The 26,535-nt window shown below is 70.4% G+C and carries 27 protein-coding genes; 13 read left to right on the forward strand and 14 right to left on the reverse strand.

All coding sequences use genetic code 11. The features are described from left to right. Positions 1-5 precede the first annotated feature (5 nt). Both AC07CM_RS03370 and AC07CM_RS03375 read left to right on the forward strand, forming a co-directional pair. Entirely contained in the window at positions 6-611 is a 606-nt protein-coding gene (locus AC07CM_RS03370; RefSeq protein WP_478874628.1) for a DUF4383 domain-containing protein, read from the forward strand. A gap of 35 nt (positions 612-646) precedes the next feature. Continuing rightward, positions 647-868 carry an FmdB family zinc ribbon protein gene (locus AC07CM_RS03375; RefSeq protein WP_094218258.1) on the forward strand — a complete coding sequence of 74 codons (222 nt, stop codon included), beginning with the start codon at positions 647-649 and terminating at the stop codon, positions 866-868. Between the two features lie 15 nt (positions 869-883). On the opposite strand, the gene AC07CM_RS03380 is transcribed toward AC07CM_RS03375, so the two are convergent. Genes AC07CM_RS03380 through AC07CM_RS03390 form a run of 3 tightly spaced genes read right to left on the reverse strand, consistent with a single transcriptional unit; the run spans position 884 to position 5,409 of the window. After that, positions 884-1,696: an HAD family hydrolase gene (locus AC07CM_RS03380; protein WP_478874629.1), complete on the reverse strand. Its 813-nt coding sequence runs from the start codon at positions 1,694-1,696 to the stop codon at positions 884-886. After that, a complete protein-coding gene (locus tag AC07CM_RS03385) occupies positions 1,696-4,197 on the reverse strand; it encodes a phosphoribosyltransferase (RefSeq protein ID WP_478874630.1) in 2,502 nt (833 codons plus the stop codon). Before AC07CM_RS03385 ends, AC07CM_RS03380 begins: the two co-directional genes overlap by 1 nt. A gap of 45 nt (positions 4,198-4,242) precedes the next feature. Beyond that, positions 4,243-5,409: an HpcH/HpaI aldolase/citrate lyase family protein gene (locus tag AC07CM_RS03390; RefSeq protein ID WP_478874631.1), complete on the reverse strand. Its 1,167-nt coding sequence runs from the start codon at positions 5,407-5,409 to the stop codon at positions 4,243-4,245. Positions 5,410-5,584: 175 nt separating this feature from the next. Here AC07CM_RS03390 and AC07CM_RS03395 point away from each other — a divergent pair, with 175 nt between their 5' ends. Beyond that, positions 5,585-6,385 (forward strand): TerD family protein, encoded by an 801-nt coding sequence (locus AC07CM_RS03395; protein WP_478874632.1) that lies wholly within the window; start codon positions 5,585-5,587, stop codon positions 6,383-6,385. Positions 6,386-6,388: 3 nt separating this feature from the next. Here AC07CM_RS03395 and AC07CM_RS03400 read toward each other — a convergent pair whose 3' ends face one another. From AC07CM_RS03400 to AC07CM_RS03430, 7 genes are all read right to left on the reverse strand, one after another. Then, entirely contained in the window at positions 6,389-7,126 is a 738-nt protein-coding gene (locus tag AC07CM_RS03400) for a TerD family protein (RefSeq protein ID WP_478874633.1), read from the reverse strand. A gap of 148 nt (positions 7,127-7,274) precedes the next feature. Then, a complete protein-coding gene (locus AC07CM_RS03405) occupies positions 7,275-8,414 on the reverse strand; it encodes a DUF475 domain-containing protein (RefSeq protein WP_478874634.1) in 1,140 nt (379 codons plus the stop codon). A gap of 145 nt (positions 8,415-8,559) precedes the next feature. Next, positions 8,560-8,739, reverse strand: coding sequence for a hypothetical protein (locus tag AC07CM_RS03410; protein WP_478874635.1), 180 nt, complete (start codon positions 8,737-8,739; stop codon positions 8,560-8,562). Positions 8,740-8,839: 100 nt separating this feature from the next. Further along, positions 8,840-9,418 (reverse strand): TerD family protein, encoded by a 579-nt coding sequence (locus tag AC07CM_RS03415; protein ID WP_478874636.1) that lies wholly within the window; start codon positions 9,416-9,418, stop codon positions 8,840-8,842. A gap of 99 nt (positions 9,419-9,517) precedes the next feature. Beyond that, complete coding sequence (locus AC07CM_RS03420; RefSeq protein WP_478874637.1) at positions 9,518-10,093, reverse strand: calcium homeostasis/redox stress adaptation protein; 576 nt, start codon at positions 10,091-10,093, stop codon at positions 9,518-9,520. A 139-nt stretch (positions 10,094-10,232) separates the two neighbouring features. Then, positions 10,233-10,691, reverse strand: coding sequence for a peroxiredoxin (locus tag AC07CM_RS03425; protein ID WP_478874638.1), 459 nt, complete (start codon positions 10,689-10,691; stop codon positions 10,233-10,235). Between the two features lie 146 nt (positions 10,692-10,837). Next, entirely contained in the window at positions 10,838-11,278 is a 441-nt protein-coding gene (locus AC07CM_RS03430) for a DUF3052 domain-containing protein (RefSeq protein WP_478874639.1), read from the reverse strand. Between the two features lie 427 nt (positions 11,279-11,705). On the opposite strand from AC07CM_RS03430, the gene aceE reads away from it, so the two are divergent. Both aceE and AC07CM_RS03440 read left to right on the forward strand, forming a co-directional pair. Then, the gene (gene aceE / locus AC07CM_RS03435; RefSeq protein ID WP_478874640.1) at positions 11,706-14,453 is read left to right on the forward strand and encodes a pyruvate dehydrogenase (acetyl-transferring), homodimeric type; all 2,748 of its coding nucleotides are present in this window, start codon (positions 11,706-11,708) and stop codon (positions 14,451-14,453) included. A gap of 70 nt (positions 14,454-14,523) precedes the next feature. Next, complete coding sequence (locus AC07CM_RS03440) at positions 14,524-15,267, forward strand: potassium channel family protein (protein ID WP_478874641.1); 744 nt, start codon at positions 14,524-14,526, stop codon at positions 15,265-15,267. A 185-nt stretch (positions 15,268-15,452) separates the two neighbouring features. Here the strand turns inward: AC07CM_RS03440 and AC07CM_RS03445 are convergent, their stop codons facing one another. After that, positions 15,453-15,758: a small hydrophobic protein gene (locus tag AC07CM_RS03445; protein ID WP_478874893.1), complete on the reverse strand. Its 306-nt coding sequence runs from the start codon at positions 15,756-15,758 to the stop codon at positions 15,453-15,455. 237 nt (positions 15,759-15,995) lie between these two features. Further along, positions 15,996-17,615, reverse strand: coding sequence for an MFS transporter (locus tag AC07CM_RS03450; protein ID WP_478874642.1), 1,620 nt, complete (start codon positions 17,613-17,615; stop codon positions 15,996-15,998). Positions 17,616-17,681: 66 nt separating this feature from the next. Between AC07CM_RS03450 and AC07CM_RS03455 the strand changes: the two genes are divergently transcribed. The 3 genes from AC07CM_RS03455 (at position 17,682) to AC07CM_RS03465 (ending at position 20,536) form a co-directional block, all read left to right on the forward strand. Further along, positions 17,682-18,308: a TetR family transcriptional regulator gene (locus AC07CM_RS03455; protein ID WP_478874643.1), complete on the forward strand. Its 627-nt coding sequence runs from the start codon at positions 17,682-17,684 to the stop codon at positions 18,306-18,308. Between the two features lie 92 nt (positions 18,309-18,400). Further along, entirely contained in the window at positions 18,401-19,618 is a 1,218-nt protein-coding gene (locus AC07CM_RS03460; protein ID WP_478874644.1) for an alpha/beta hydrolase, read from the forward strand. Between the two features lie 66 nt (positions 19,619-19,684). After that, positions 19,685-20,536, forward strand: coding sequence for a DUF4429 domain-containing protein (locus AC07CM_RS03465; RefSeq protein ID WP_478874645.1), 852 nt, complete (start codon positions 19,685-19,687; stop codon positions 20,534-20,536). A 6-nt stretch (positions 20,537-20,542) separates the two neighbouring features. On the opposite strand, the gene AC07CM_RS03470 is transcribed toward AC07CM_RS03465, so the two are convergent. Beyond that, positions 20,543-20,998 (reverse strand): MerR family transcriptional regulator, encoded by a 456-nt coding sequence (locus AC07CM_RS03470; RefSeq protein ID WP_478874646.1) that lies wholly within the window; start codon positions 20,996-20,998, stop codon positions 20,543-20,545. Positions 20,999-21,094: 96 nt separating this feature from the next. Between AC07CM_RS03470 and AC07CM_RS03475 the strand changes: the two genes are divergently transcribed. Further along, positions 21,095-21,571, forward strand: a complete 477-nt coding sequence (locus AC07CM_RS03475) for a GNAT family N-acetyltransferase (RefSeq protein WP_478874647.1) — start codon at positions 21,095-21,097, stop codon at positions 21,569-21,571. A gap of 21 nt (positions 21,572-21,592) precedes the next feature. Beyond that, positions 21,593-22,414 (forward strand): serine hydrolase domain-containing protein, encoded by an 822-nt coding sequence (locus AC07CM_RS03480; protein WP_478874648.1) that lies wholly within the window; start codon positions 21,593-21,595, stop codon positions 22,412-22,414. Between the two features lie 18 nt (positions 22,415-22,432). On the opposite strand, the gene AC07CM_RS03485 is transcribed toward AC07CM_RS03480, so the two are convergent. Next, a complete protein-coding gene (locus AC07CM_RS03485) occupies positions 22,433-23,086 on the reverse strand; it encodes a pirin family protein (RefSeq protein ID WP_478874894.1) in 654 nt (217 codons plus the stop codon). Positions 23,087-23,194: 108 nt separating this feature from the next. Here AC07CM_RS03485 and fasR point away from each other — a divergent pair, with 108 nt between their 5' ends. The 3 genes from fasR (at position 23,195) to AC07CM_RS03500 (ending at position 26,458) form a co-directional block, all read left to right on the forward strand. Next, entirely contained in the window at positions 23,195-24,400 is a 1,206-nt protein-coding gene (fasR, locus tag AC07CM_RS03490; protein ID WP_478874649.1) for a fatty acid biosynthesis transcriptional regulator FasR, read from the forward strand. Positions 24,401-24,489: 89 nt separating this feature from the next. After that, entirely contained in the window at positions 24,490-25,416 is a 927-nt protein-coding gene (locus AC07CM_RS03495) for an ACP S-malonyltransferase (RefSeq protein WP_478874650.1), read from the forward strand. A gap of 10 nt (positions 25,417-25,426) precedes the next feature. After that, a complete protein-coding gene (locus AC07CM_RS03500) occupies positions 25,427-26,458 on the forward strand; it encodes a beta-ketoacyl-ACP synthase 3 (RefSeq protein WP_478874651.1) in 1,032 nt (343 codons plus the stop codon). Positions 26,459-26,535: the final 77 nt, after the last annotated feature.

Here is a 26,535-nt window from a genome sequence, read left to right on the forward strand (position 1 = left end):
CGGACATGGCCACACACGCAGTGCACACGGAGAAGGCCGGGGATCGGCGGCGGATGCGGCTGGACGACCACCTGCCCGTCGACCACCGGCTGAACCGGGTCTACCGGATCGGTGCGGGCCTGATCGGCGCTTTCCTTGTCGCCTTCGGCATCCTCGGCCTGATCGACCACATCGGCTTCTTCGACACCGGCGGGAACTCGGTCGCCGGGCTGAACACCAACGGCACGCTCAGTGTGCTGTCGATCTGCATCGGCGCGTTGCTGCTGGTCGGCATGGCGGTCGGCGGGAACTTCGCGTCCACGCTGAACATGGTGCTGGGTGTGCTGTTCCTGCTGAACGGCTTCCTGTTCCTCGGTCTGCTGGACACCCCCAACAACTTCCTCGCGTTCAGGATCCAGAACGTGCTGTTCAGTTTCGTCGTGGGCGTGCTGCTGATGACCTTCGGCATGTACGGCCGGGTCGGTTCGGCCCTGCCGCACGACAATCCGTACTGGCGGGCACGGCACCCGGACGCGGTCGGGCAGGAGCAGCTCGGGCGGGAGGCCGGGATGCCGCCGGCCGACCGGGCGCTGCGGAGTACGCGGGAAGCGCACCGGCCGGACACGGAGTGAGCCCGGCCGGTGGGGTCGCCGGTTAATCTGTGGGTATGCCTCGCTACGAGTACCGCTGCCGTACCTGCGGCGACACCTTCGAACTGAGCCGTCCGATGGCGGAGTCCGCCGCCCCGGCGGCCTGCCCCGCGGGCCACGACGACACGGTCAAGCTGCTGTCGACGGTGGCCGTGGGCGGCACGTCGGCCGCGCCGGCCCCCGCGCCCCGGGCGGGCGGGGGCGGGGGCGGCTGTTGCGGTGGTGGCTGCTGCGGCTGACCTCGGTCCTGCGGGTCAGGGCTGCTGCCGTGCGGCCCGCAGGAACTCGCGTACGATCCGCTCCCCGGCCAGTACTCCGCGTTCAGGGAGCGCGGTGATCGCCGGGGCGCTCCAGTCGCTGTCGGCCAGTTCGCCGTGGCCCGGGCGCCAGCCCTGGTCGGCGGCCAGCAGCAGGTCGGCGTCGAGCAGGGAGTCGCCGGCGGCCAGGGTGAGGTGGGCGCCGGTGCGCCGGGCGACCTCGTGTACGGCGGCGCTCTTGGTGAGCGGCTTGGGGACGGCGTAGATCTTGCGGCCCTGGAGGGAGACGGTCCACCCTCGGTTCTCCGCCCATACGGCCAGTTCCTTCACCCAGTCCTCCGGCAGCAGCTCGCGTTCGACGACGAGGTAGGCGAAGAGGTCCTCGGCGACCCGGTGCTTGCGCACCCAGACGGGGTCTGCGGTCCGGGTCAGGTGCTCGGTGATCTCTTCCAGCGGTGCGCACTCGTCGGCGAGACGTGCCAGCACTGCGGTGTGCCAGTCGTGGTCCGTGACGCCGTCGACGAGCAGATGGCCGCCGTTGGCGCAGATCGCGTACGCCGGCTGCGGGCCGGGCAGGTTGATGCGCTGGTACTGCTTGCGGGTGCGGGTCGTGGTGGGCACGAAGACGGCGGTGTCGCCGAGGTCGGTGAGGAGCTGGGCGGCCGTCTCGGTCATGTAGGACAGGGGCTTGCTCTCGTGGACCTCGACGCACAGCAGCCGGGGCGCCCGCGCGTCCGGCATGGTCAGCGCGAGGGCAGCCGAGGAGTAGATGAGTGTGCGGTCGAGGTCGCTCGCCACCAGCACCGGCATCAGACGTTCACCGCCCGGCCGTCGGCGCCCGTGGCGCCCCGCGTGTACTTGGGGTGGATGAGTCCGACACAGGTGTAGGGCAGTTCGCCGACCTCCTCGACGGGCACCCCTCGCTGTTCGGCGAGCAGCCGTACGTGGTCGAGGTCGGCGCCCGCGCCGGCCTTGGCGAGGATCTTCCACGGGACCCGGCGCAGCAGGACGCGGGTGGTCTCGCCGACGCCGGGCTTGACGAGGTTGACGTCGTGGATGCCGTACTCCTCGCTGATCCGCTCGACGGCCTGCCAGCCCTCCCAGGTCGGGGTGCGGTCCTCGGCCATCAGTTCCTTGACGGCGCTGTCGACGGTGTCGGCGACCTCCGGGAAGCGGGCGGAGACGGCGTCGAGGAAGGCGAGGGAGACGTCGGCGCCGGCGAGTTCGCGGTAGAACTTCGCGCCGTGGAAGTCGTTCGGGCCGACCAGGTCGGCGCGCAGGACGGTGCGCGAGATCAGACCGGAGACCGTGGAGTTGAGGCAGGCGGAGGGGATGAGGAAGTCCTCGCGGGTGCCGTAGGTGCGGACGCAGGAGCCCGGGTCGGCGAGTACGGCGATCTCCGGGTCGAAGCCGGTGATGCCTTCCTTCTCCTCGAACTCCTCGATGGCCTGGGCGAGTTCGCGGGTGATGGCGCCCTTGCCGGTCCAGCCGTCGACGAAGACGACGTCGCGGGGGTCGTGGTGGGCGGCGAGCCAGCGCAGGGCGTTCGCGTCGATGCCGCGGCCGCGGACGATGGAGACGGCGTAGTGCGGGAGGTCGAGGCCGTGCCGGAACTGGGCCCAGCGGCGCATGAGCACGCCGACCGGGGTGCCCGCGCGGGCCAGGGAGACGAGCACCGGGCGGGGCGACCGCTCGGCGACGACGGTCTCGGTGACGACGCCTACGGCGTGCGCGATCCGGGCGGCGGAGGCGTCGAGGGCGGAGTGGAACAGTTCCTGGTACTGCTCGCTGGGCTGGTACTCGACCGGGAGCGACTCGGCGTAGTGGGCTCCGCCGCTCTGGATGGCCTCCTCCCGTTCCTCGGTCGGCGCCTCCAGGGTGACGTCCGAGAGGTCCTGCAGCAGCCAGCCGACCTCCTCGGGCGGGTACGAGGAGAAGGCGGGGCCGCGGAGGGGCTCGGGCAGCATGGCCGGCCTTTCGGGGGTGGAGGGGGGCTCGGGCGCGTAGGACGGTATGACCGCGAGCAGGACGTGCGGGGTGTGGGTCGCGAGGCGGGCCAGCAGGCCGTCGGGGGCGTGCAGGGCGGGGGTGTCGGCGGTCGAGTCGACGACGGCGACGACGGCGTCGAAGCCGGCGCCCGCGACGTTGTAGGCGTAGCGGTCGCCGGGGCCGTCGGCGGGGTCGTCGTGGGCGGGGAAGACCAGGCGGGTGCGTATGGCGTAGCCGGGGTCGTCGACCGCGAGGACGGGTGAGCGGGTGGTGGTGGAGAAGCGCACCTCGGCGGGGATCACCTGCTCCAGTTCGCGGGCGATGCGCAGCGGGGCGTACATCAGCTCCTCGAAGCCGAGCACGAGCACGCGCCGGGCGGTGTCGGGCAGTGCCTCGGCGACCCGGGCGGCCATGGCGGGCAGCGCGGTCTCCAGGCGGGCGCGGTGGGCGGGCGTGAAACCGTGCCGGCCGCCGTCGGGCAGGTGGTGGGGCCAGTGCAGGTCCACCCGGACGACGTCGCCCGGCCGGTGCGCCTCTTCGGGGGTGCGGGGGGTGGCGCGTCCGGCCGCGTCGGAGGGGCACTCGGCCGACGGCCCGCCGGTGGTCTCGTAGCGGGCGACCAGCTCCTGTCCTTTCGCGAGGACGTCTTCCGGCAGCCGCACCGTCCCGGACGCGGTGGCGATCACGTCCACCCGCGCGCCGATGTCCTCCGCGAACCGGTGGAGGCGTGCCGTGTCCTCGGCGGAACGCATGTCGATCAGGGCGACCACCACATACCGTGTCCGCGGATAGCGTTCGTGCAGGTCACGGATGGTGTTGAGGATGGTGTTGCCGGTGGAGAACTCGTCGTCGACGAGGACCAGCGGGCCGTCGCCCGCGAGCAGGGCGGGGTCCTCGGGGAGCAGCAGGTGGGAGGTGGCGTGGGAGTGGGACTCCTCGAAGCCGCCCGCCCGGGCCGCCCCGGCCACGGGGCGGCGTGTGGAGTGCAGGTACGGGGCGAGGCCGAGGCCGTCGGCGACCGCGTGACCGAGGCCGGTGGCGGTCTCCGCGTAGCCGAGGACGACGGCGGAGGCGGCCTGTGTCTCGCCGAGCAGGTCGCGGACCCGGCGGCCCAGGCGGAATCCGTGGCCGTACACGACGGACGGCGACTGCGGTACGTGCTTGCCGAGCACGTGGGAGACGAGCAGGTGGGCCCGCTTGGGGTTGCGGCGCAGCGCGAGCCCCAGCAGGGCCCGCAGGCCGTCGTCGCCCTCGAGTCCGACACCGAGTCGCTCGGCGACCCAGCTGCCGGACCAGACCCCGTCGTTCACTGCGTTGTTCATGCGTTCCTTGGGTTGCGAAAAGGTCGGCCGGATGGTCCGGCGACGTCAGCCGGGTATTCCGGCGGTGAGCAGCTCCACGAAGCCGACGTCCTCGTTGGCCACGCCGAAGGCCTCGGCGCGCAGCAGGGTCCGCTCGGCCCAGGCGCGGTGCGGCTTCACCTCATTCATCTTGTTCGTGTAGGCCGACCGGAGTACACCCCCGCCGCCGCGTTCCGGCCGGAGGATGTCCTGGGCGTCGCTGAACTCCTCGTGGCTGACCACGGACAGCGCGTGCACCGGGAGGACGTGGGAGGGGTGGATGCAGGTCTTGCCGAGCAGGCCGTTGGCCTGGTCCAGGGAGATCTCCCGCAGCAGCCCGTCCATCGCGTGCTCGATGAGCTTCTCGCGCAGTTCGACGGCCTGCACCTCCAGGAAGGGGCTCTGCCGCAACTGTGGCTTGAACATGCGCTCGGGCACCCGGAAGTACTCCCAGACCGGCCCGGTCACGGTGAATCCGGTGCCGTCGGCCCGGCCCAGCATGTTGACCACGTCGGCGATCACGGAGGCGACGATCTGGACGTCGTAGGCGGTCATGTCGGGGGCGCGGCGCAGCCCGTAGGAGGAGCAGAAGTCGGTGACGCCGAGGCGCAGGGCGAGCACCCGGTCGCGGAACTTGGCGACCGCGCGGGCGATGCCCTCCAGGGTGTCCACGCGGGACTCGCGGTAGAGCAGCTCGGGCGACTCGAGGACGGGCATGGCGAACAGCCGGCGGCCGCTGACGGCCTCGGCGGAGGCGAGGGCCTCCAGGAACGGGATGCCGCGCTCCTCGGTGAACTTGGGCATGACGAACCCGGACAGCAGCCGTACGGAGGCGCCGAGGCGCCGTACGAGGTCGGGGATCTGCTCGGGGGCACGCACCCGGATGAACAGCAGGGGCGGTTCCACCCCCTCGCGGGCGTCGAGGTCGGCGAACTGCCGGACGAGGTTTTCCTCGCCCGCCACGACGTCCGCGTCGTCGATCGAGTCCTCCAGGCACAGCACCATCGAGACCACGCCGTTGCCGGCCTGCTTGACGACGTCGTCGGCGAGCCGCGGCCGGGTTGCCGGGCTGTAGAGCGTGGCGCCCAGGGCCGCGGAGAGCAGCCGGGCCGGGGAGTCGGCGGTGAACGCGCACGGCTCCTGGTGGAAGAGGCGCTGCCGCACCTCGGGGGCGATGTGCCCGAAATGACGCATAGGACTCCTCAGGGCGCAAGCCGAGCCTGTGGATTCGGTAAAGGGTGGCCGGTAATAGTACGTAGGGATCCATGTCGGGGGTTCCCTTCGGGCATGAATTTCCGGTAACTCGCCCATGTCGGCGGCAATACCCCCCGCATTGTCGTGGCCAGGACCGAGAGGGCAGGATGACGGCATGACGCACGCGATGCTGAAGGGGTCGAACGTCCCGCTCGAGGCCACCACGGTGCGCGCCGTGCTGCGCTGGACGCCCGGGCAGGGAGTTCCGGACGTGGACGCCTCGGCGCTGCTGCTCGGCCCCGACGGCCGTGTGCGCTCCGACGAGGACTTCGTGTTCTACAACCAGCCCCGGCATCCCTCGGGCCAGGTGTGGCGGCTGGGCAAGAAGCGGATCACCGAGGGGCTGACCGACACGATCCAGTCGGATCTCTCGGGTGTCGAGCCCGCCGTCGGCCGCATCCTGCTGGTGGCCTCCGCGGACGGCGTCTCCTTCGACCGCGTCCCGGCCCTGTGCATCCTGCTGTACGACGCCTCCGTCGCCGACGGCGAGCCGCTGGCCCACTTCGAGATCAAGCCGGAGACCGGCGCGGAGACCGCGCTGATCTGCGGGGAGCTGTACCGGCGCGGGGAGGGCTGGAAGTTCCGCGCCCTGGGCGAGGGCTATTCGAACGGGCTGAGGGGCCTCGCCACGGACTTCGGCATCTCGGTGGACGAGTCGGAGCCGGAGGAGGAGCCGAGCCAGGCCCCGCCGGAGACCACCTCCCAGCCCCTGCCGCCCGAACAGCCGACGGCGGTCCCGCCCCAGTCGGCGTACGGCTATCCGCAGCCGACGTCGCCGCAGCAGCCCGCGTACGGCTATCCCCAGCCGGCGAGCCGGCCGGCCTACGGCTATCCGCAGCCCCAGCCGGCCCTGACGGCTCCCCTGGACCCGAACTTCCGGCTGCCGCCGCAGGGTCCGCAGTTCATCGGCCGGTAGGGGTTACCGCTCCACCTTGGACTTGTAGCCCCTGCCCCAGGTCAGTCCCCAGCCGTACAGCCGGTCCAGCTCCCCCTGGAATCCGTACACGAACTTGACCTCGCGGCGGACGACCAGCTCCCCCTTCACGTTCTCGATCATCACGACCGCACAGGACCGGGCCTGGGGATGCCGCTCGTCCAGGCCTATCTCGATCCGGGGGCCGTTGCTGGGGTAGAGGGTCACGATCGCGTGCGTACGGTCGAACGCGGGTGTCTGGTCGTAGATGTAGACGAAGACCAGCAGCCTTTTGATCGCTTCCCGGTGGTCCAGGTTGATGTACATGGTCTCGCCGGACGCCGATCCGAACCGGTCGTCGCCGCTGAGCTTGATGTAGGGCGGTGCGTTGACGTCGCCGAGGTAGCCGCCGAGCGGCTGGACGACCCCCTTCGTGCCGTCGGTCAGCTCGTACAGGCAGCCGAGGTCGAGGTCGACGTTGACCATGCTCTGCCCGTGTCCGAGGACCTCCGGCGGCCTGAGCGCCTTGAAGGGGTGGCGGAAGAGACTGGTGCGCTGGTTGCCGTCGAAGTCGGAGGTCCGCATCCGCCAGGCGAGGTTGATGCGCAGATGGCCGGTGGCCGCGTCCTGCTTGGTGAGGGACACCTGCTGGTGCCGCCTGGTCAGTTCGATCGCGTTGGTCGCGGCGCTGCCCGAGTCGAAGTCGGCGGCGCGTCCGCCCCGCAGCCCGTCGAAGAATCCCATTCCCGCCCCCGGATGGTCGTCACTGAACGCCGTCGAGGCGGCCGACCACGTCGGCCGCCCCGAACAGAGCGTTCCTCACCGGACGGGGTGCCACACCCCGTCACGTCCCTGATCCTGCCCGTAGGGGGCTCGCAGGGGATGCCGGACGTCAGACCCCGGAGGAGACCTCGGCCTTCTCGCCCGCGCCGGCCTCGGCCGCGGCGAGGGCGCGGTTGCGGCGGACGGAGGACCAGAAGGACCAGGCGATCAGGACGACGCCGACGAGGCCGGTGACGACCTCGTTGATCTCGTACTGGATGGTGACCATGAGGAGCACGGCCAGGGCGCCGATCGCGTAGTGGGCGCCGTGCTCCAGGTAGACGTAGTCGTCCAGGGTGCCCTGGCGGACCAGGTACACGGTCAGCGAACGGACGTACATGGCGCCGATGCCCAGACCCAGCGCCATCAGCACGATGTCGTTGGTGATGGCGAAGGCGCCGATCACGCCGTCGAAGGAGAACGACGCGTCCAGGACCTCGAGGTAGAGGAACATGAAGAACGCGGCCTGGCCGGCCAGGACCACCGGAGAACGTTTCTTCCCGGCGCGGGCGGCCTCTTCCTCCTCCTCGTGCTCGCGCTCCTCCTCTTCCTCCAGCTTGTCCTCGAAGTAGCCGGAGAGACCGCCGACGATCATGTACGTGATCAGGCCGGCGATGCCTGCGATCAGGACCGTCTGCGCCTTGTCGACGTGGGCGCCGCCGTGCTGGTGGGCGTGGGTGGCGAAGGTGAAGGAGGTGATGAGCAGGACGATCAGGGAGATGCAGACCGACAGCATGTCGACCTTGCCGAGCTTGGCCAGGGGCCGCTCGATCCAGCGCAGCCACTGGATGTCCCGGTCCTCGAAGATGAAGTCGAGGAAGATCATCAGCAGGAACATTCCGCCGAACGCGGCGATCGCCGGGTGGGCGTCGGTGACCAGCTCCTGGTAGCGGTCCTTGTTGTTGAGTGCGAGGTCGACCGCCTCGATCGGGCCCATCTTGGCGCTGATCGCCACGATGACGACCGGGAAGACGAGCCGCATGCCGAAGACCGCGATGAGCACGCCGACCGTGAGGAAGATCTTCTGCCAGAAGGCGTTCATCTTCTTCAGGATTCCGGCGTTGACCACCGCGTTGTCGAACGACAGCGAGATCTCGAGGACGGAGAGGATCGCCACGATGCCGAAGGCCTCCCACCCCCCGTAGAAGACCGCAGCGACCAGACCGACCGCGGTGACCGCGAACGACCAGCCGAACGTTTTGAGAAGCACTGGCTACCCCATTGTGTTGGTACGGGTCTCCCCCGCGCCGTACTCGGCTTTGCTAAATGTTGACCACGAGTCTAAAGGGGTCTCCCACCGGGGGTGGCGGCGAGGGCACCCGCCCCTGAAAGCCACAGGTCCGGGCCTCGCGCCGTCAGCGCCCCTTGACTCCTTCGAAGATCACCAGGAAGGGCGAGGTGAACCCGGAGGCCTCGACGGGGTTGGCCCGCCCGGTCACGATCAGCACCACGCCGGCGAGCAGTACGGCGCAGTACACAAGCGCGGAGAGTGCGGGGTTGAGCCGCAGCGGCGTCTGTTCCGGTTCCCGTTTCAAGACCACACTCCGTTCGTCCGAAGTCGGCGACGCGCCGGCGTCTCCAGCCCGATCACGGGTGCGGCGAGCGAAGAACCGCTGGACCGCGCCGTGTTCGGCTTTACGAAACGTTGACCCCGAAGTCCAGGGCGATTCCCCGCAGACCCGAGGCGTACCCCTGGCCCACCGCACGGAACTTCCACTCGCCCTGGTACCGGTACAGCTCGCCGAAGATCATGGCGGTTTCGGTGCCGGCGTCCTCGCTGAGGTCGTAGCGGGCCAGTTCCTGGCCGTCGGCCTGGTTGACCACGCGGATGAAGGCGTTGGAGACCTGTCCGAAGGTCTGGGCGCGCTCGTCGGCCAGGTGGATCGAGACGGGGAAGACGATCTTCTCGCACTGGAGCGGCACCTTGGTCAGGTCGACCAGGATCGACTCGTCGTCGCCCTCGCCCTCACCGGTGAGGTTGTCACCGGTGTGCTCGACGGAGCCGTCGGGGCTCTTGAGCTGGTTGTAGAACACGAACCACTCGTCGCCCATCACCCGGTTCCCGGCGCCGCACAGCAGGGCGCTGGCGTCCAGGTCGAAGGGGGCGCCGGTGGTGGAGCGCGCGTCCCAGCCGAGCCCGATCATGACGTTGGTGAGGTTCGGTGCGGCCTTGGAGAGGGAGACGTTGCCTCCCTTGGCGAGCGTGACGCCCATGTTGCTGGTCCTCCCCTAGTGCTGCTTCTTTGGTTGTCCTGCACGTCCGGCGCCGACCGTAAACGGTGCGGCGCCGGACGGACGCGGGGACCTCGCGCGTCAGACGTTGACGCCGAAGTCCTGGGCGATGCCGCGCAGGCCCGAGGCGTAGCCCTGCCCGATGGCGCGGAACTTCCACTCCGCGCCGTGCCGGTACAGCTCGCCGAAGACCATCGCGGTCTCGGTGGAGGCGTCCTCGCTCAGGTCGTAGCGGGCGATCTCCTGCTCGCCCGCCTGGTTCACCACGCGGATGAACGCGTTGCGGACCTGGCCGAAGGACTGCTGGCGGTTCTCGGCGTCGTAGATCGACACCGGGAAGACGATCTTCTCGACCTCGGCCGGGACGCCGACCAGGTTGATCTTGATCTGTTCGTCGTCGCCCTCGCCCTCACCAGTGATGTTGTCACCGGTGTGCTCGACCGAGCCGTCGGGGCTCTTGAGGTTGTTGAAGAAGACGAAGTGCTGGTCGCTCGCGACCTTGCCGGAGTTGTTCAGCAGCAGCGCGCTGGCGTCGAGGTCGAAGTCGGTGCCGGTCGTGGTGCGTACGTCCCACCCCAGACCGACGATGACGGCGGTCAGGCCCGGGGCCTCCTTCGTCAGCGATACGTTGCCGCCCTTGCTGAGGCTGACTCCCACGGGTCCTCCATGTGGTGTCCAGGGGCGAAAGCCCCTCGTGCTTCGGATATGGGATCAACGTGCCGATCCTAGTGACGGGTTCCCGCCCCCCGCTGACCCTGGACCCGAAGATTCACAGGGTGTCGGATCACCGATCGGCTCACAGAGTGTCGAGCGCCTTCACGTAGTCGGTCAGGTCGCGCGCGTCCGGCAGGCCGTTGACCACGGTCCACCGCACGACGCCCTCCTTGTCGATGACGAAAGTGCCCCGGACGGCGCAGCCCTTGTCCTCGTCGAAGACGTCGTAGGCGCGCGAGACGTTGCCGTGCGGCCAGAAGTCGGACAGCAGCGGGTACTCCAGGCCCTCCTGCTCGGCGAAGACGCGCAGGGTGTGGATGGAGTCGTTGGAGACGGCGAGCAACTGGGTGTCGCGGTCGGCGAACTTCGGCAGGTTGTCGCGCAGCTCGCACAGCTCGCCGGTGCACACGCCGGTGAAGGCGAAGGGGTAGAAGAGCAGCACCACGTTCTTCTCGCCGCGGAAGTCGGCGAGCCGCACGGTGCGGCCGTGGTTGTCCTTGAGCTCGAAGTCGGGCGCCTTGTCTCCGACCTGGATCGCCATCGTCGTGCATCCCTTCGGTGGGCTGTTCGGGTGAGAGCGCAGCTGTCGCTCGGAACCACCCTACGCAGCGTTCACCGCGGCTTCGGCGCAGGCCTTCGGACGGGCCGGTGAGTGCCGGCCCGTCCGATGCCCGAGGACGCGGCGGTCTACCGCTTGCCGGACTTGGCGGCCTTCGGCGTCGCCAGACGCGAGCCGCTCCAGTCCTTGCCGACGCTGACGCTCTTGGACGCGGTCAGGCCGGCGGTCGTCGCGGCTTCCGAGATGTCGCTCGGCTCCACGTACCCCGCACGGCCGGTCTTCGGCGTGAGGAGCAGGATGGCGCCGCCCTCTTCGATGTACGTGGTGGCATCCACCAGCGCATCCGTGAGGTCTCCGTCGTCGTCACGGAACCACAGCACAACGGCGTCGGCCACGTCGTCGTAGTCCTCGTCCTTCAGGTCGCCTTCGACGGCTTCCTCGATGGCCTCGCGAAGCTCCTGATCGACGTCCTCGTCGTAGCCGATCTCCTGGACCACCTGCCCGGGCTGGAACCCCAGCCTGGCGGCAGGGTTCGTCCGCTCCTCCGCGTGGTCCGCGGTCGCGCTCACGGGTTGCCTCCTGATCATGTCTTGATGAATATCTCAGCCACGCGCGTGCGCGAAGCATTGGCCGTAGTCCACACGGGCGGGACGGATCGCGCAAGTACCCGGCCGTCCAGACCGCCGAAACAGTGACGATCCCGGCCGTGTCGCCGCAACCTCTGGCACCGTACCCCGATTCACCGTGACCCACATCACACCGATGTGCCCGCTTTGCGTGATTCGGAATCATCCGGTGATACGACCATCGAACAACTTTGCCGAGGCCGTCACACCCCGGGCGTATCGTTGCGTTTCGACCGGCCCCACGCCCGGGTTACCCCGCAGTAGAGATGACGTACGCCTTCCCGAGGTACACGATGGGGAACGGTGCAGGTACGAGAAAAAACGCGAAGAATCGCGAAGAATAGCGGCCCTCCGACAGGTAAGGAACAGCGTGGCTTCCGGATCAGATCGCAACCCGATCATCATTGGCGGCCTTCCGAGTCAGGTTCCTGACTTCGATCCCGAAGAGACCCAGGAGTGGCTCGACTCCCTCGACGCCGCCGTGGACGAGCGCGGCCGGGAGCGGGCCCGCTATCTCATGCTGCGCCTGATCGAGCGGGCCCGCGAGAAGCGCGTGGCCGTGCCCGAGATGCGCAGCACGGACTACGTCAACACGATCCCCACCCGGGCCGAGCCGTTCTTCCCCGGCAACGAGGAGATCGAGCGCAGGATCCTCAACGCGACCCGCTGGAACGCGGCCGTGATGGTCTCCCGCGCCCAGCGCCCCGGCATCGGCGTCGGCGGCCACATCGCGACCTTCGCCTCCTCCGCCTCCCTGTACGACGTGGGCTTCAACCACTTCTTCCGGGGCAAGGACGAGGGCGACGGCGGCGACCAGGTCTTCTTCCAGGGCCACGCCTCTCCCGGCATCTACGCGCGCGCCTACCTGCTCGACCGGCTCACCGAGGACCAGCTCGACGGCTTCCGCCAGGAGAAGTCGAAGTACCCGAACGGGCTCTCCAGCTACCCGCACCCGCGCTCCATGCCGGACTTCTGGGAGTTCCCGACGGTCTCCATGGGCCTCGGCCCGCTCGGCGCGATCTTCCAGGCGCGGATGAACCGCTACATGGAGGCGCGCGGCATCGCCGACACCTCCAAGTCGCACGTGTGGGCGTTCCTCGGCGACGGCGAGATGGACGAGCCGGAGTCGCTCGGCCAGCTGAGCATCGCCGCGCGCGAGGGCCTGGACAACCTGACGTTCGTGGTCAACTGCAACCTGCAGCGCCTGGACGGCCCGGTGCGCGGCAACGGCAAGATCATCCAGGAGCTGGAGTCCGTCTTCCGGGGCGCCGGCTGGAACGTGATCAAGCTGGTGTGGGACCGCACCTGGGACCCGCTGCTCGCCCAGGACCGCGACGGCGTGCTGGTCAACAAGATGAACACGACCCCGGACGGGCAGTTCCAGACCTACGCCACCGAGTCCGGCGCCTACATCCGGCAGCACTTCTTCGGTGACGACCACCGGCTGCGCGCGATGGTCGAGAACATGTCCGACGACCAGATCCTGCACCTGGGCCGTGGCGGTCACGACCACCGCAAGATCTACGCGGCGTTCAAGGCGGCCAAGGAGCACAAGGGCCAGCCGACGGTCATCCTGGCGAAGACGATCAAGGGCTGGACGCTGGGCCCGAACTTCGAGGGCCGCAACGCCACGCACCAGATGAAGAAGCTGACGGTGGACGACCTCAAGCGCTTCCGGGACCGTCTGCACCTGCCGATCTCGGACAAGGAGCTGGAGTCCGGCGCGCCGCCGTACTACCACCCCGGCCGGGACACGGAGGAGATCCAGTACATGCACGACCGGCGCAAGGGGCTCGGCGGGTACGTCCCGACGCGCGTCGTGCGCTCCGCGCCGCTCGCGCTGCCGGACGACAAGACGTACGCGACCGTGAAGAAGGGCACCGGCCAGCAGTCCATCGCCACGACGATGGCGTTCGTCCGGCTCCTGAAGGACCTCATGCGGGACAAGGAGATCGGCAAGCGGTTCGTGCTGATCGCGCCGGACGAGTACCGCACGTTCGGCATGGACTCCTTCTTCCCGAGCGCGAAGATCTACAACCCGCTCGGTCAGCAGTACGAGGCGGTCGACCGCGATCTGCTGCTCGCGTACAAGGAGTCCCCGACCGGCCAGATGCTGCACGACGGCATCTCGGAGGCGGGCTGCACGGCCTCGCTGATCGCGGCCGGCTCCGCCTACGCCACGCACGGCGAGCCGCTGATCCCGGTCTACGTCTTCTACTCGATGTTCGGTTTCCAGCGCACAGGTGACCAGTTCTGGCAGATGGCCGACCAGCTGTCGCGCGGTTTCGTGCTGGGTGCGACCGCTGGACGTACGACCCTGACCGGTGAGGGTCTGCAGCACGCGGACGGCCACTCGCAGCTGCTGGCCTCCACCAACCCGGCGTGCGTCGCCTACGACCCGGCGTACGCCTACGAGATCGCGCACATCGTCCAGGACGGCCTGCGCCGGATGTACGGCGGCGACGCCGAGCACCCGCACGGCGAGGACGTCTTCTACTACCTCACCGTCTACAACGAGCCCATCAAGCACCCGGCCGAGCCGGCGGACGTCGACGTCGAGGGCATCCTCAAGGGCATCCACCGGATCGCCGAGGGCGCCGGCGGCGCCGTCCCGGCGCAGATCATGGCGTCCGGGGTCGCGGTGCCGTGGGCGCTGGAGGCGCAGAGGATCCTCGCCGAGGACTGGAACGTCAGCGCCGACGTGTGGTCGGCGACGTCCTGGAACGAGCTGCGCCGCGAGGCCGTGGCCGTGGAGGCGCACAACCTGCTCCACCCGGAGGAGGAGCAGCGGGTGCCCTACGTGACCCAGAAGCTGAGCGGCTCCGAGGGTCCGTTCGTGGCGGTGTCCGACTGGATGCGATCGGTTCCGGACCAGATCGCGCGGTGGGTGCCCGGGACGTACCAGTCCCTCGGCGCGGACGGCTTCGGCTTCGCCGACACCCGGGGCGCGGCGCGCCGCTTCTTCCACATCGACGCCCAGTCGGTCGTGGTGGCGGTGCTGACCGAGCTGGCCAGGGAGGGCAAGGTGGACCGGTCCGTGCTGAAGCAGGCCATCGACCGGTACCAGCTGCTGGACGTCTCGGCGGCGGATCCGGGGGCCGCGGGCGGCGACGCGTAGCCGCGGAGCACGGGTGAGGGCGGTGGAGCTCGAGTCTCCACCGCGCTTACCTTTTCCTTACGATGCGGACATGGAGCAACTTTCGGCGCAGGCGCGTTGGGAACGGCGCACCCAACGACCCCTGCTGGCGCTGGCGCTGGCCTTCGCCGTCGCGTACGCGGTGCCGATCGTGGACAGTTCGGCCGGCCGCTCACTGACGGCCGGATGCACCGCGGTGGAGTGGGTGGTGTGGGCCGCCTTCGCCGCGGACTACCTGATGCGGCTGGCGCTCGCGCCCGGCCGCAGGGACTTCGTCCGCACGCACTGGCCCGACCTGTGCGCGGTGGTGCTGCCCGTGCTGCAGCCGCTCAGGCTGCTCCGGCTGGTGTCGACGCTGCTGCTGGTGGGGCGGCGGGCCCGGATGGCTCCGCAGATCCGGCTGACCACATACGTCGTGGGGTCGGTGGTCGGACTGCTGATGTTCGGTTCGCTGGCCGTGCTGTCGGTGGAGCGGGACTCGCCGAACGGGAACATCCGGACGCTGGGTGACGCGGTGTGGTGGTCCTTCACGACGATGACGACCGTGGGGTACGGGGATCACGCCCCGACGACCGGGCTCGGCCGGATGATCGCGGTCGGGCTGATGCTCTCGGGCATCGCTCTGCTCGGTGTCGTCACCGCGAACATCGCCGCCTGGTTCATCTCCCGGTTCGAGAAGGACGATGTGGAGGAGCGGCGGCAGACCGAGGCGATCGCTTCCCTGACGGAGGAAGTGCGCCTGCTGCGGGCCGAGGTGGCTCGGCTGGCGGGGGAACGTGAGGAGCAGCGGAGCTGAGCGTTGCCTGGCGTGGGAGCCGGGGCGGGGGTGGGTTCGCTTGCCCGCGCCTGCGGGATGCCGCTGCGCCCACCCGTGCCGCCCGGGGTTCCCCCAGGCCCTTGAGGCACTGAGGGAGGCACGACTGCCCGCAGCCACGGAGGCAGTCTCCGCCCGCAGCGCCGAGCAGCTCCGCGCTCCCCGGGTCAGAGGAGCCCGTGTCCCCAAGTGGCCGCGCCCGCCAGGGCGATGATGGCCAGGAGGGTGTCGATGGCGCCCAGAACCAGGGCCACCAGGGCCGGGACGTTGTGGTCGGAGGACCACTTGCGGCCCATCGACTGCCAGCCGCAGAACATCGCGACCGGGCCGAGGACGATGCCCAGTGCGAAGAAGCCGGCCACGGCACAGATCGTGCCGATGATTCCGAGCGTCGCACGGTCCGGCCCGGTCCGTTGCCACGTCCGGCCACGTGACCGGGGGTACCCGCGCGTTCCGTGCCCGAAGCCTGCCATCATCAACTCCCTGGTGGTCATGGACAGTTCGGCTCCACTGGGCGGGTACCCCGGTTTTCCGTGCGCAGACCTGCGCACGCTGCCCCCCTCCAGCAGCGCGCGCCGCGGCCCGCGTCCTCCCATGCCCTGCGGAGGACTTGACCCACTGTGACCTGCGGCGCGCACCGTGGGCGAGGAATCTTTGGCGGAGTCACCCTGATGGGCGAAATCCGCCGGGAGGAGATGGCGGAGCCGGGCTCAGATGTGGCCGACTCCCGCACCCGCCTCCGCGTTCCGGCCCCGCTTGGTGAGGAGCGCGACGAAGACGGCCACCGCCGCCACGGTCGCCGCGACCAGGGAGGCGAGGCTCATGCCGGAGATGAAGGTGTCGTGCGCGACGGAGGTGATCTTCGCGACGATCGGCTCCGGGGTGCCCTTGGCGACCGGGGCCACGCCGACCTGAACGGCCTCGGAGGCCTGGTCCAGCTGTGCCGGGGTGAGCTTCGGCAGCCCGGCACCGGTCCAGTTGCCCGGCAGGTCGCTGTCGACCTTGGAGGCCATCACGGCACCCAGCACCGCCGTACCGAGGCTGCCGCCGATCTGCATGGCCGCCTGCTGCAGGCCGCCCGCCACTCCCGACAGCTCCATGGGCGCGTTGCCGACGATGACCTCGGTGGCGCCGACCATGACCGGCGCGAGGCCGAGGCCGAGAAGGGCGAACCAGACGGACATCACGCCGCTGCCGGTGTCGGCCTCGAGCGTCGACATGCCGTACATGGCGATCGCGGTCGCGGCCATGCCGCCGGCCAGCGGGATGCGCGGGCCGAGCTTGGTGATCGCGGCGCCCGCGAGCGGGGAACCGACGATCATCATGCCGGTGAGGGGCAGCAGGTGCAGACCGGCGTCGATGGGGCTCATGCCGTGGACGTTCTGGAGGTAGAACGTCACGAAGAACAGGCCGCCCATGAAGGCGATCGCCATCAGGACCATCAGGACGACGCCCGCGGACAGCGGGACCGAGCGGAACAGGCCCAGCGGGATCAGGGGTTCGGCGACCTTCGTCTCCCAGAGGGCGAAGAGGACGAAGAGCAGCACGGAGGCGCCGATGAAGCCCCAGGTCCTGCCGTCGCCCCAGCCCCAGTTCGGGGCCTTGATGAGCGCCCACACCAGGCAGAACATCGCGCCGGAGAGCAGGGCGATGCCGAGCAGGTCGAAGGAGCGCGGGGCGTTCTCGGCGCGGTGGTCCAGCAGGATCAGCACGCCCAGGACGAGGGCGAGGAGGCCCACCGGCACGTTGATGAAGAACACCGACTGCCAGTTGACGTGCTCGACCAGGACACCGCCGAGGATCGGGCCGCCCGCGGTGGAGGCGCCGATCACCATGCCCCAGATGCCGATCGCCATGTTGAGCTTCTCGGCCGGGAAGGTGGCCCGCAGCAGGCCGAGCGCGGCCGGCATCAGCAGCGCGCCGAACAGGCCCTGGAACACACGGAAGGCGACGACCGCGGCGATGCTGTGGGACAGCCCGATGGCGCCCGAGGCGGCGGCGAAGCCCGTCACGCCGATGAGGAAGGTCTGCCGGTGGCCGAAGCGGTCGCCGAGCTTGCCCGCGGTGATCAGGGAGACCGCGAGGGCGAGGAAGTAGGCGTTGGTGATCCACTGCACGTCCGAGAAGCTCGCGTGCAGGTCCTTGGCGATGGCGGGATTGGCGATCGCCACGATGGTGCCGTCGAGGGCCACCATCATGACCCCGACGGCGACGGTGATGAGGGTGAGCCACGGATGGCCGCGCAGCCCCGTGGCGGGGGTCGGCTCCGACGGGGTGGTCGCTGCCTTGTCCCCCGGCCCCGTGGTGTCGACGGTGGTCTGACTAGTCATGCGTTCGAGGCTAGTGACAGCCACTGACAATTGACAAACCAATTCACAAGTCGGTAACTGACACCTATGGAGACTCTGCGTGAGCGCAAGAAGCAGCGCACCCGGGACGCACTGCTGCGCTGCGCCCTCGAGCTGTTCACGACCCATGGGTACGAGCACACGACCGTCGACGAGATCGCGCAGGCCGTGGACGTCTCGCAGCGCACCTTCTTCCGCTACTTCGCCGGCAAGGAGGACGTGGCCTTCGCCGTGCAGGAGATGACGGAGACGCACTTCGTGGCGGCGGTGCGGGCGCGCCCCGCGCACGAGGCACCGATGGAGGCGCTGCGGCAGGCGGTCCTGGAGGGCTGGGACGCGATCCGGGAGACCGTCGAGTCGGCCGTACCGGTCGAGCTGTACCTGCGCATGTACCGGACGATCGAGTCGACTCCCGCGCTGCTCGCCGCCCATCTGCGGCGCTCGGCGGCCACGGAGGAGACCATCGCCCGGCTGCTCGCCGAACGGGAGGGCGTCGACGTGGACGCCGATCCCCGGCCGCGGCTGGCCGTGGCCGTCTTCGGCGGGGTGATAAGGGTCACCGAGCGGCAGTGGAGCACGGGCGACGACTTCAGCCTGGAGGCGATCCGCGAACTCACCGCGTCCCACCTCGATCTGGTGGGGTCGGCACTCACCGGGAACTGGCGTACCGCGTGAGGCCGTTCCGAGATCGTTCGACGTCTACCGAAACGTGATACCTGTCACTCGGTTACCGCGAGACCCTCTCGTTCTCCTAGTGTGTCCTCCCAGTGACTTCCTTCGACACCTCCCCGCAACTCAACGTCTGGCGTGCACTGCTCGCGCTTGCCGTCGTGTTCGTGATGCTCGCGACCACCGGCTGGACCGCCATGCGCAGCCACCGGCAGCCGAGTGCCCTGCAGGCCTCGCTCGCCAAGTGGGAGCACGGCAGCGTGAACGGCCTCCACCTGCCGGACCCGGAGGCCGCGCCCACGCGTCTCGCCCACTTCTTCGCCTCGCTCACCCCGCACGAGCGCGACCGTCTCGCCCACCGCTATCCCCTCGCGGTCGGCAACATGAACGGCGCGCCGGTCTCGCTGCGCTACCGCGCCAACCACATCGCGCTGGGCAAGGCGCGCAAGGTCGAGAAGAAGCGCATGCACGACAGCCGGCTCAGCACGGCGGGTCAGCAGGAGGCGGGCCGCCGCATGCACCGCTACGAGGCGCTGATGACCCCGGGCCGGCAGATCCTCGCCTTCGACCCCGAGGGTTCGGGCCGGGTCGCCGAGGTGTTCGGACGTCTCGACCGGGCCGAGCGGATCTCCGTCGTCGTCCCCGGCGTCGCCACCGACCTGCTCACCTTCCAGCGGACGAACCGCAGGTACACCGCCCCGGTCGGCATGGCCAAGGCGCTGTACGCGGCCGAGCGTGCGCAGAGCCCCTCGACGCGTACGGCCGTGATCGCCTGGGCCGACTACACCGCGCCGGACGGCCTCGGTGTGGACGCGGCCACCGGACTGCGCGCCGAGGAGGGAGCCGTACGCCTCAACGCGCTGCTGCACGCCCTGCCCGGCCGGGCGCCGGTGTCGATGTTCTGCCACAGCTACGGCTCGGTGGTCTGCGGGGTCGCCGCGCACGGCATGCCGCGCCGGGTGGCCGACGTGGCGGTGGCCGCGAGCCCCGGCATGCGGGTCGCCAAGGCCTCCGGCCTGGGCACCTCCGCCCGGGTGTGGGCGATGCGGGACGCCACCGACTGGGTGCAGGACGTCCCGTACCTGGAGCTCGGCGGCCTGGGGCACGGCGCCGACCCGGTGTCCTCGGCATTCGGGGCGCGGGTGCTGTCGGCGCGGGACGCGCAGGGCCACGCGGGCTACTTCCAGCCGGGCACGGACAGCCTGCGCAACCTCGCCGACATCGGCGTGGGCGCGTACGACAAGGTGATGTGTAACCGGGAGAACGATGCCTGCCGGGCCGGTCTGCCCGGCACCACGACGGTCGGACGCGCGTAGAAACAGCAGGAAGTGCGGTCTGCGCGGGTGGCGACGGAGGAGCACGTGCCGCATACGATGAGCCGCATGGGTGACGTACTGGCGGGTTTTCATGCCGTCTGGGAGTTCGAGTCCGACTCCGTGCTCATCCGTTACGAACGGGGGATTCGAACACCGAAGCTGTTCCAGGCGCTGGGCGAGCGGCTGATCCCGCTGGCCGCGCTCGAGGAGGTGACCCTCGCCCCGGGCAAGCGCGGCACCGTCGTGCTGCGGCTGCGGCCGCGCCTGGGCGCCGACCCGCTGATGGAGGTGGCGGCCGGGCAGCTGCGCGAGGGCTCGGACCCGTACCGGCTGGTGCTGCCGGCCGAGCGGGAGACCCTCGCCGAGTACTACGCCGACGAACTCAAGGGTCTGCTGGCCGAGTCCGGGCCCGCCGACCGGCACCTGGTGACCGCGCCCGAGGCGCCGCTGCAGTTCAAGGCGTACGACGGGAAGGCGTCCTTCGACGGGACGACCGTGCAGTTCCGGTGGTCCTGGACGGGTGCGTCCTCCACCAAGTGGAAGGCGGGGGACCAGAGTTTCGCGGTCGCCGACCTCAGCGGAGTGGAGTGGCGCTCGCCCGAGGTCTTCGAGGGGCACCTACGGCTCGAGCGGCGGGACTCCGCCGGTTCGGCGGGCCCGGCGCAGCCCGACCAGGATCCTGCCGCCGTGGTCTTCGGGCTGGGTTACGGGCCGGTGCACGAGTCGCTGCCGTTCGCCGCGGCCGTGCTGGCCGCGGTGCGCACCCGGGGGCCGGTACCGGTGGTACCGGCCCCGGCGCGCCGGGACCCCGCGGACATCGCCGAGCGGATCCGGCATCTCGGGGAGCTGCATCAGGCGGGGCTGGTCACGGACGAGGAGTTCTCCTCCAAGAAGGCGGAGTTGCTGGCCGAGCTCTAGGTCGCGCTACTGCTCCCGCGCGTAGAAGCTGATCTTCCGGTCCAGGACCGCGAGGGTGTCGTGCAGTTCCGTGATGCGGGTCAGCACGTCCCGGCGGGTGGACTCGAGCAGGGACTGCCGCTCCGCGTAGGTGCTGTCGCCCTCGCGCACCAGCTCCGCGTACCGGACCATGTCCGCCACCGGCATGCCGGTCAGGCGCAGCTTGGTCACGAAGTCCAGCCAGTCCAGGTCGCGGTTGCTGTAGCGGCGCTGGCCGGTGTGCGAGCGGTCCACGTGCGGCATCAGGCCGATCCGCTCGTACCAGCGCAGCGTGTGCGCGGTCAGGCCGGTGAACGCGACGACCTCGCTGATCGTGTAGCGGTCCTGGCCGTCGGGGCGGGGACGGCGCCGGGGTGGGGCGGAGCAGATGTCGGCGGGGGTGGCTTGCTCGGGGTCCGCTGGCGTGGTCTGCATCACCGTCATGCCCCCACGCTATGGCCTTGGAGTGCACTCCAAGCAAGCGGAAACCAGTAAGAAATCCCCAGGACGGGCGCCGGGCAGGGTCGTTAGCGTGCGGGCATGACTCTCGTACGACGGGCCGAGCCCGAGGACGCCACGGAAGTGCTGCGGCTGCGCCAGGTCATGATCGACTCGCTGTTCGAGAAGGGCCGGGGCGGCCCGACGGACTGGCACGTCGAGTCCCTGCCGGCACTGCGCGGGCGGCTCGCGGACCAGGACGGGGACTTCGCGGCGTTCGTGGTGGATCACCCGGAGCGGCCGGGGGCGCTGGCCGCGCTCGTGGCGGGCACGGTGGAGTACCGCATCGGCAAGGCCGGCAATCCGCACGGGCGCGTGGGACACGTCTTCAGCGTGGCGACCGACCCGGAGGCCCGCCGCCGCGGGTACGCGCGCGTGTGCATGGAACGGCTGCTGGACTGGTTCCGGGAGCGGGATGCCGGACACGTGCTCCTGAACGCCTCCCCCGAGGCGGAGCCGCTCTACGCGTCCCTCGGCTTCGCGCGTGATCCCGACCCCTCGATGCGGCTGTCGCTGTGAGCCGGCATTAGGCTCGCCGGCATGTCGTTGCAGAGCCTGGCGCTGATCGAGAACTGGCCCGTCCCCACCGCCGCGGCGGGTGTCGTACGGGCGGACGGGACCGTCCTCGGGACCCATGGGCCCGTCGGGCACCGTTTTCCGCTGGCCTCGGTGACCAAGCCGCTGGCCGCGTACGCGGCGCTCGTCGCGTACGAGGAGGGTGCGGTCGAACTGGACGAGCCCGCCGGGCCGCCCGGGTCGACCGTGCGTCATCTGCTCGCGCACACCTCCGGGCTGGCCTTCGACGAGCACCGGGTGACCGCTCCCGCCGGGGAGCGGCGGCTGTACTCCAACGCCGGGTTCGAGCAGCTCGGGGACCACATCGCCAAGGCGACGGACATCCCGTTCGGCGAGTATCTGCGGCAGGCGGTGCTGGAGCCGCTGGGGATGACGGCGACCTCGCTGGAGGGCTCCCCGGCGAAGGACGGCGTGTCGACGGTGGAGGACCTGCTGCGGTTCGCGGCGGAGGTGCAGGCGCCGCGGCTGCTGGATCCGCGGACCGTGGCGGCGGCGATGAGCGTGCAGTACCCGGGTACGAAGGGGGTGCTGCCGGGTTACGGGCACCAGAACCCGAACGACTGGGGACTCGGGTTCGAGATCCGCGACTCCAAGTCGCCGCACTGGACGGGGAGTTCGTCCTCGTCCCGCGCCTTCGGGCACTTCGGGCAGTCCGGTACGTTCCTGTGGGTCGACCCGGACGCCCGGATGGCGGCGGTGGCCCTGACGGACCGGGCGTTCGGGCCCTGGGCTGTCGAGGCGTGGCCGGTGTTCACCGACGCCGTGCTGGCGGAGTCGCGCGGCTGACCCCGGCCGCGGCGGACGCTACGGTGTCATCTCCCACAGCAGCAGCTCCGTCGCCGTGACCCCGACCGCCGCCAGGCCCTCGGCCCCGGTGATCCGCGCCGAGTCCCCCGGCCCGAGCCGCTCCTCGCCCAGGCGGACCTCCCCCCGCACTACGTGCGCGTACACCTGCGCGGCGTCCGGCACCGCCGTCCGCTCGCCGGCGGCCAGGCGGCGTACGTGCAGCATGGCGCCCGCGCCCGGGACGGCGTACGGGGTGGAGTCCGCGATGCCCGGGACGATCTCGTAGGACGGCTCTCCGCCCGGGTCCAGTGGCGCGAGCCACATCTGGACGAAGGTCAGGGGGCGGTCGGTGTCGTTGCGTTCCACGTGCCGGACGCCCGCCGCCGCACTGAGGTGCTGGACGTCTCCGGGGCGGACCCGGCTCTCGTGCCCCGTGGAGTCGCGGTGGGTCAGCTCGCCCTCGACGACCCAGGTGACGATCTCCGTGTGGCTGTGCGGGTGCTCGTCGAAGCCGGCGCCGGGGGCGAGCCGTTCCTCGTTGCAGGCGATCACCGCACCGAAGCGCAGGTTGTCGGGGTCGTAGTGCGGGCCGAAGGAGAAGGCGTGGCGGGTGTCGATCCCGGCCTCCGGATCCCCTCCTCGGTAGCGCTCCGCGGCGCGCCGTACGTGCATCACGGGCACCACCGTAGACCTCGCCCGGACGGCGCCGCAGGCCCCGCGCGGTGCCCGACCTCCGACCCGCGGCGCACGCTCCCGTCCGGATAAGGCAGTCTTGTCCCCGTGCCCGAACCCGAATCCCGCCACAGCGAACCCGCAGTACACGCCGTCCACCCGCACACCGCGACCCTGAAGCGGCTGGAGAAGTCCTCCGGGAGCCTCGCCGCGCAGGCCATCGCACGCATGGACGAGACCCTGCCGTGGTACCGGGCCATGCCTCCGGAGAACCGTTCCTGGATCGGGCTCGTGGCCCAGGCGGGCATCGCGGCCTTCACCGAGTGGTTCCGGCACCCGGACGCGCCCCAGGCGATCTCCACCGACGTCTTCGGGACGGCACCCCGGGAGCTGACACGGGCCATCACGCTGCGGCAGACCGTGGAGATGGTGCGGACCACCATCGAGGTGATGGAGTCCGCCATCGACGAGGTCGCGGCTCCGGGCGACGAGAGCGTGCTGCGGGAAGCGCTGCTCGTGTACGCGCGGGAGATCGCCTTCGCCACCGCCCAGGTGTACGCCCAGGCCGCCGAGGCACGCGGTGCCTGGGACGCGCGCCTGGAGTCGCTGGTCGTCAACGCCGTGCTCAGCGGGGAGGCCGACGAGGGCGCCGTGAGCCGGGCCGCCGCCCTCGGATGGAACTCGCCGGAGCACGTGTGCGTCGTGCTCGGGACCGCGCCCGACGGGGACAGCGAGCTGACCGTCGAGGCCATCCGGCGGGCCGCGCGGCACGCCAAGCTGCAGGTGCTCACCGGGGTGCTCGGGGACCGGCTCGTCGTCATCGCCGGCGGCAACCCCAACCCGCTCGCCGTCGCCAAGTCGCTGATCGGGCCGTACGCCGCGGGGCCGGTGGTCGCCGGGCCCGTCGTACCCGACCTGCTGGCCGCCACCCGGTCCGCGCAGGCCGCCGCGGCCGGGCTGAAAGCGTGTTTCGCCTGGCAGGACGCCCCGCGGCCGGTGCTGGCGGACGATCTGCTGCCGGAGCGCGCCATCGCGGGCGATCCGAGCGCCCGTGAGCAGCTGGTGGAGGAGATCTACAGACCGCTGGAGGAGGCGGGCTCGGCGCTCCTGGAAACCCTGAGTGTCTACCTGGAGCAGGCGAGCAGCCTGGAGGGCGCGGCGAGGATGCTCTTCGTTCACCCGAACACCGTGCGCTACCGGCTCCGACGTGTGACAGACGTCACCGGGTGGTCGCCATCGGATGTACGATCCGCGTTCACACTGCGGATCGCGCTGATCCTGGGGCGTCTGGCCGATGGAGACGCCCAACCCTAGGCTTTTGTCGGGGGCCCACAAAAGCCCCCCGTGTTCTTCGTCCCTGTCCCCACGGGCGGCCGTGGCCGTCCCCAAGAGAGAGTGTGAGAGTGCTCGTACTCGTCGCTCCCGGCCAGGGCGCTCAGACGCCCGGCTTCCTGACCCCCTGGCTCGACCTCCCCGGTGCGTCCGACCGCGTCGCCGCGTGGTCGGACGCCGTCGGACTGGACCTGATCCACTACGGTACCCAGGCCGACGCTGACGCCATCCGCGACACCGCGGTGGCCCAGCCGCTGCTCGTCGCCGCCGGGATCCTGTCCGCCGCGGCACTCGGTGACATCTCCGACGTCGCCCCGGGTGCGGTGGCCGGTCACAGCGTCGGCGAGATCACCGCCGCCGCCTTCGCGGGCGTCCTGGACGACACCGCCGCGCTCGGTCTCGTCCGCAAGCGGGGTCTGGCCATGGCCGACGCCGCCGCGATCACCGAGACCGGCATGTCGGCGCTGCTCGGCGGGGATCCCGAGGTCTCCGTCGCGCACCTGGAGAAGCTGGGCCTGACCCCGGCGAACATCAACGGCGCGGGCCAGATCGTCGCCGCCGGCACGCTGGAGCAGCTCGCCGCGCTGAACGAGGACATGCCCGAGGGCGTCCGCAAGGTCGTCGCGCTCAAGGTGGCCGGCGCCTTCCACACCCGCCACATGGCACCCGCCGTCGAGACGCTGGCCAAGGCCGCCGCGGAGCTGTCGCCCGGCGACCCGAAGGTCACCTACGTCTCCAACAAGGACGGCCGGGCCGTCGCCACCGGCGCCGAGGTGCTGGAGCGGCTGGTGGGACAGGTCGCGAACCCGGTGCGCTGGGATCTGTGCATGGAGACGTTCAAGGGACTCGGCGTCACCGCGCTCATCGAGGTGTGCCCGGGCGGCACGCTGACCGGCCTGGCCAAGCGGGCCCTGCCCGGCGTGAAGACGCTGGCCCTGAAGACCCCCGACGATCTCGACGCGGCCCGCGAGCTCATCTCCGAGCACGCAGGTGCCTAAGGAGCCGTACATGGCGAAGATCAAGCCCAGCAAGGGCGCCCCGTACGCACGCATCCTCGGCGTCGGCGGCTACCGGCCGACCCGGGTCGTGCCCAACGAGGTGATCCTCGAGAAGATCGACTCGTCCGACGAGTGGATCCGCTCGCGCTCCGGCATCGAGACCCGGCACTGGGCGGGCCCCGAGGAGACGGTCGCCGCGATGGCCGTCGAGGCCTCCGGCAAGGCGATCGCCGACGCGGGCATCGACGCCGAGCAGATCGGCGCCGTGGTCGTCTCGACCGTCTCGCACTTCAGCCAGACCCCGGCCGTCGCCACCGAGATCGCCGACAAGCTGGGCACCGACAAGGCCGCCGCCTTCGACATCTCGGCGGGCTGCGCGGGCTTCGGCTACGGCCTCACGCTCGCCAAGGGCATGGTGGTGGAAGGTTCCGCCGAGTACGTGCTCGTCATCGGCGTGGAGCGGCTCAGCGACCTGACCGACCTGGAGGACCGGGCCACGGCCTTCCTGTTCGGTGACGGCGCCGGCGCGGTCGTGGTCGGCCCCTCCCAGGAGCCGGCGATCGGCCCGTCCGTCTGGGGCTCGGAGGGCGACAAGTCCGAGACCATCAAGCAGACCGTCCCGTGGGACCGGTTCCACGTCGGCGACGTCTCCACCCTGCCCCTGGACAGCGAGGGCAACATCAAGTTCCCTGCGATCACGCAGGAGGGCCAGGCGGTGTTCCGCTGGGCCGTGTTCGAGATGGCGAAGGTCGCCCAGCAGGCGCTGGACGCGGCCGGAATCACCGCGGACGATCTGGACGTCTTCATTCCGCACCAGGCCAACGTGCGGATCATCGACTCGATGGTGAAGACGCTGAAGCTGCCGGAGCACGTCACGGTCGCCCGTGACATCCGCACCACCGGCAACACCTCGGCCGCCTCGATTCCGCTCGCGATGGAGCGGCTCCTGGCGACCGGGGAGGCGAAGAGCGGCGACACCGCGCTCGTCATCGGATTCGGGGCGGGTCTCGTCTACGCCGCCACGGTCGTTACCCTCCCCTAGGCACTCCGTGCCGGATCATGCGATCCGGCAGGGGACCACTGCCACAAACCGTCTGGAATATCGAAGAAGGAGCGCCT

The organism is Streptomyces sp. NPDC044061, from assembly GCF_056434305.1.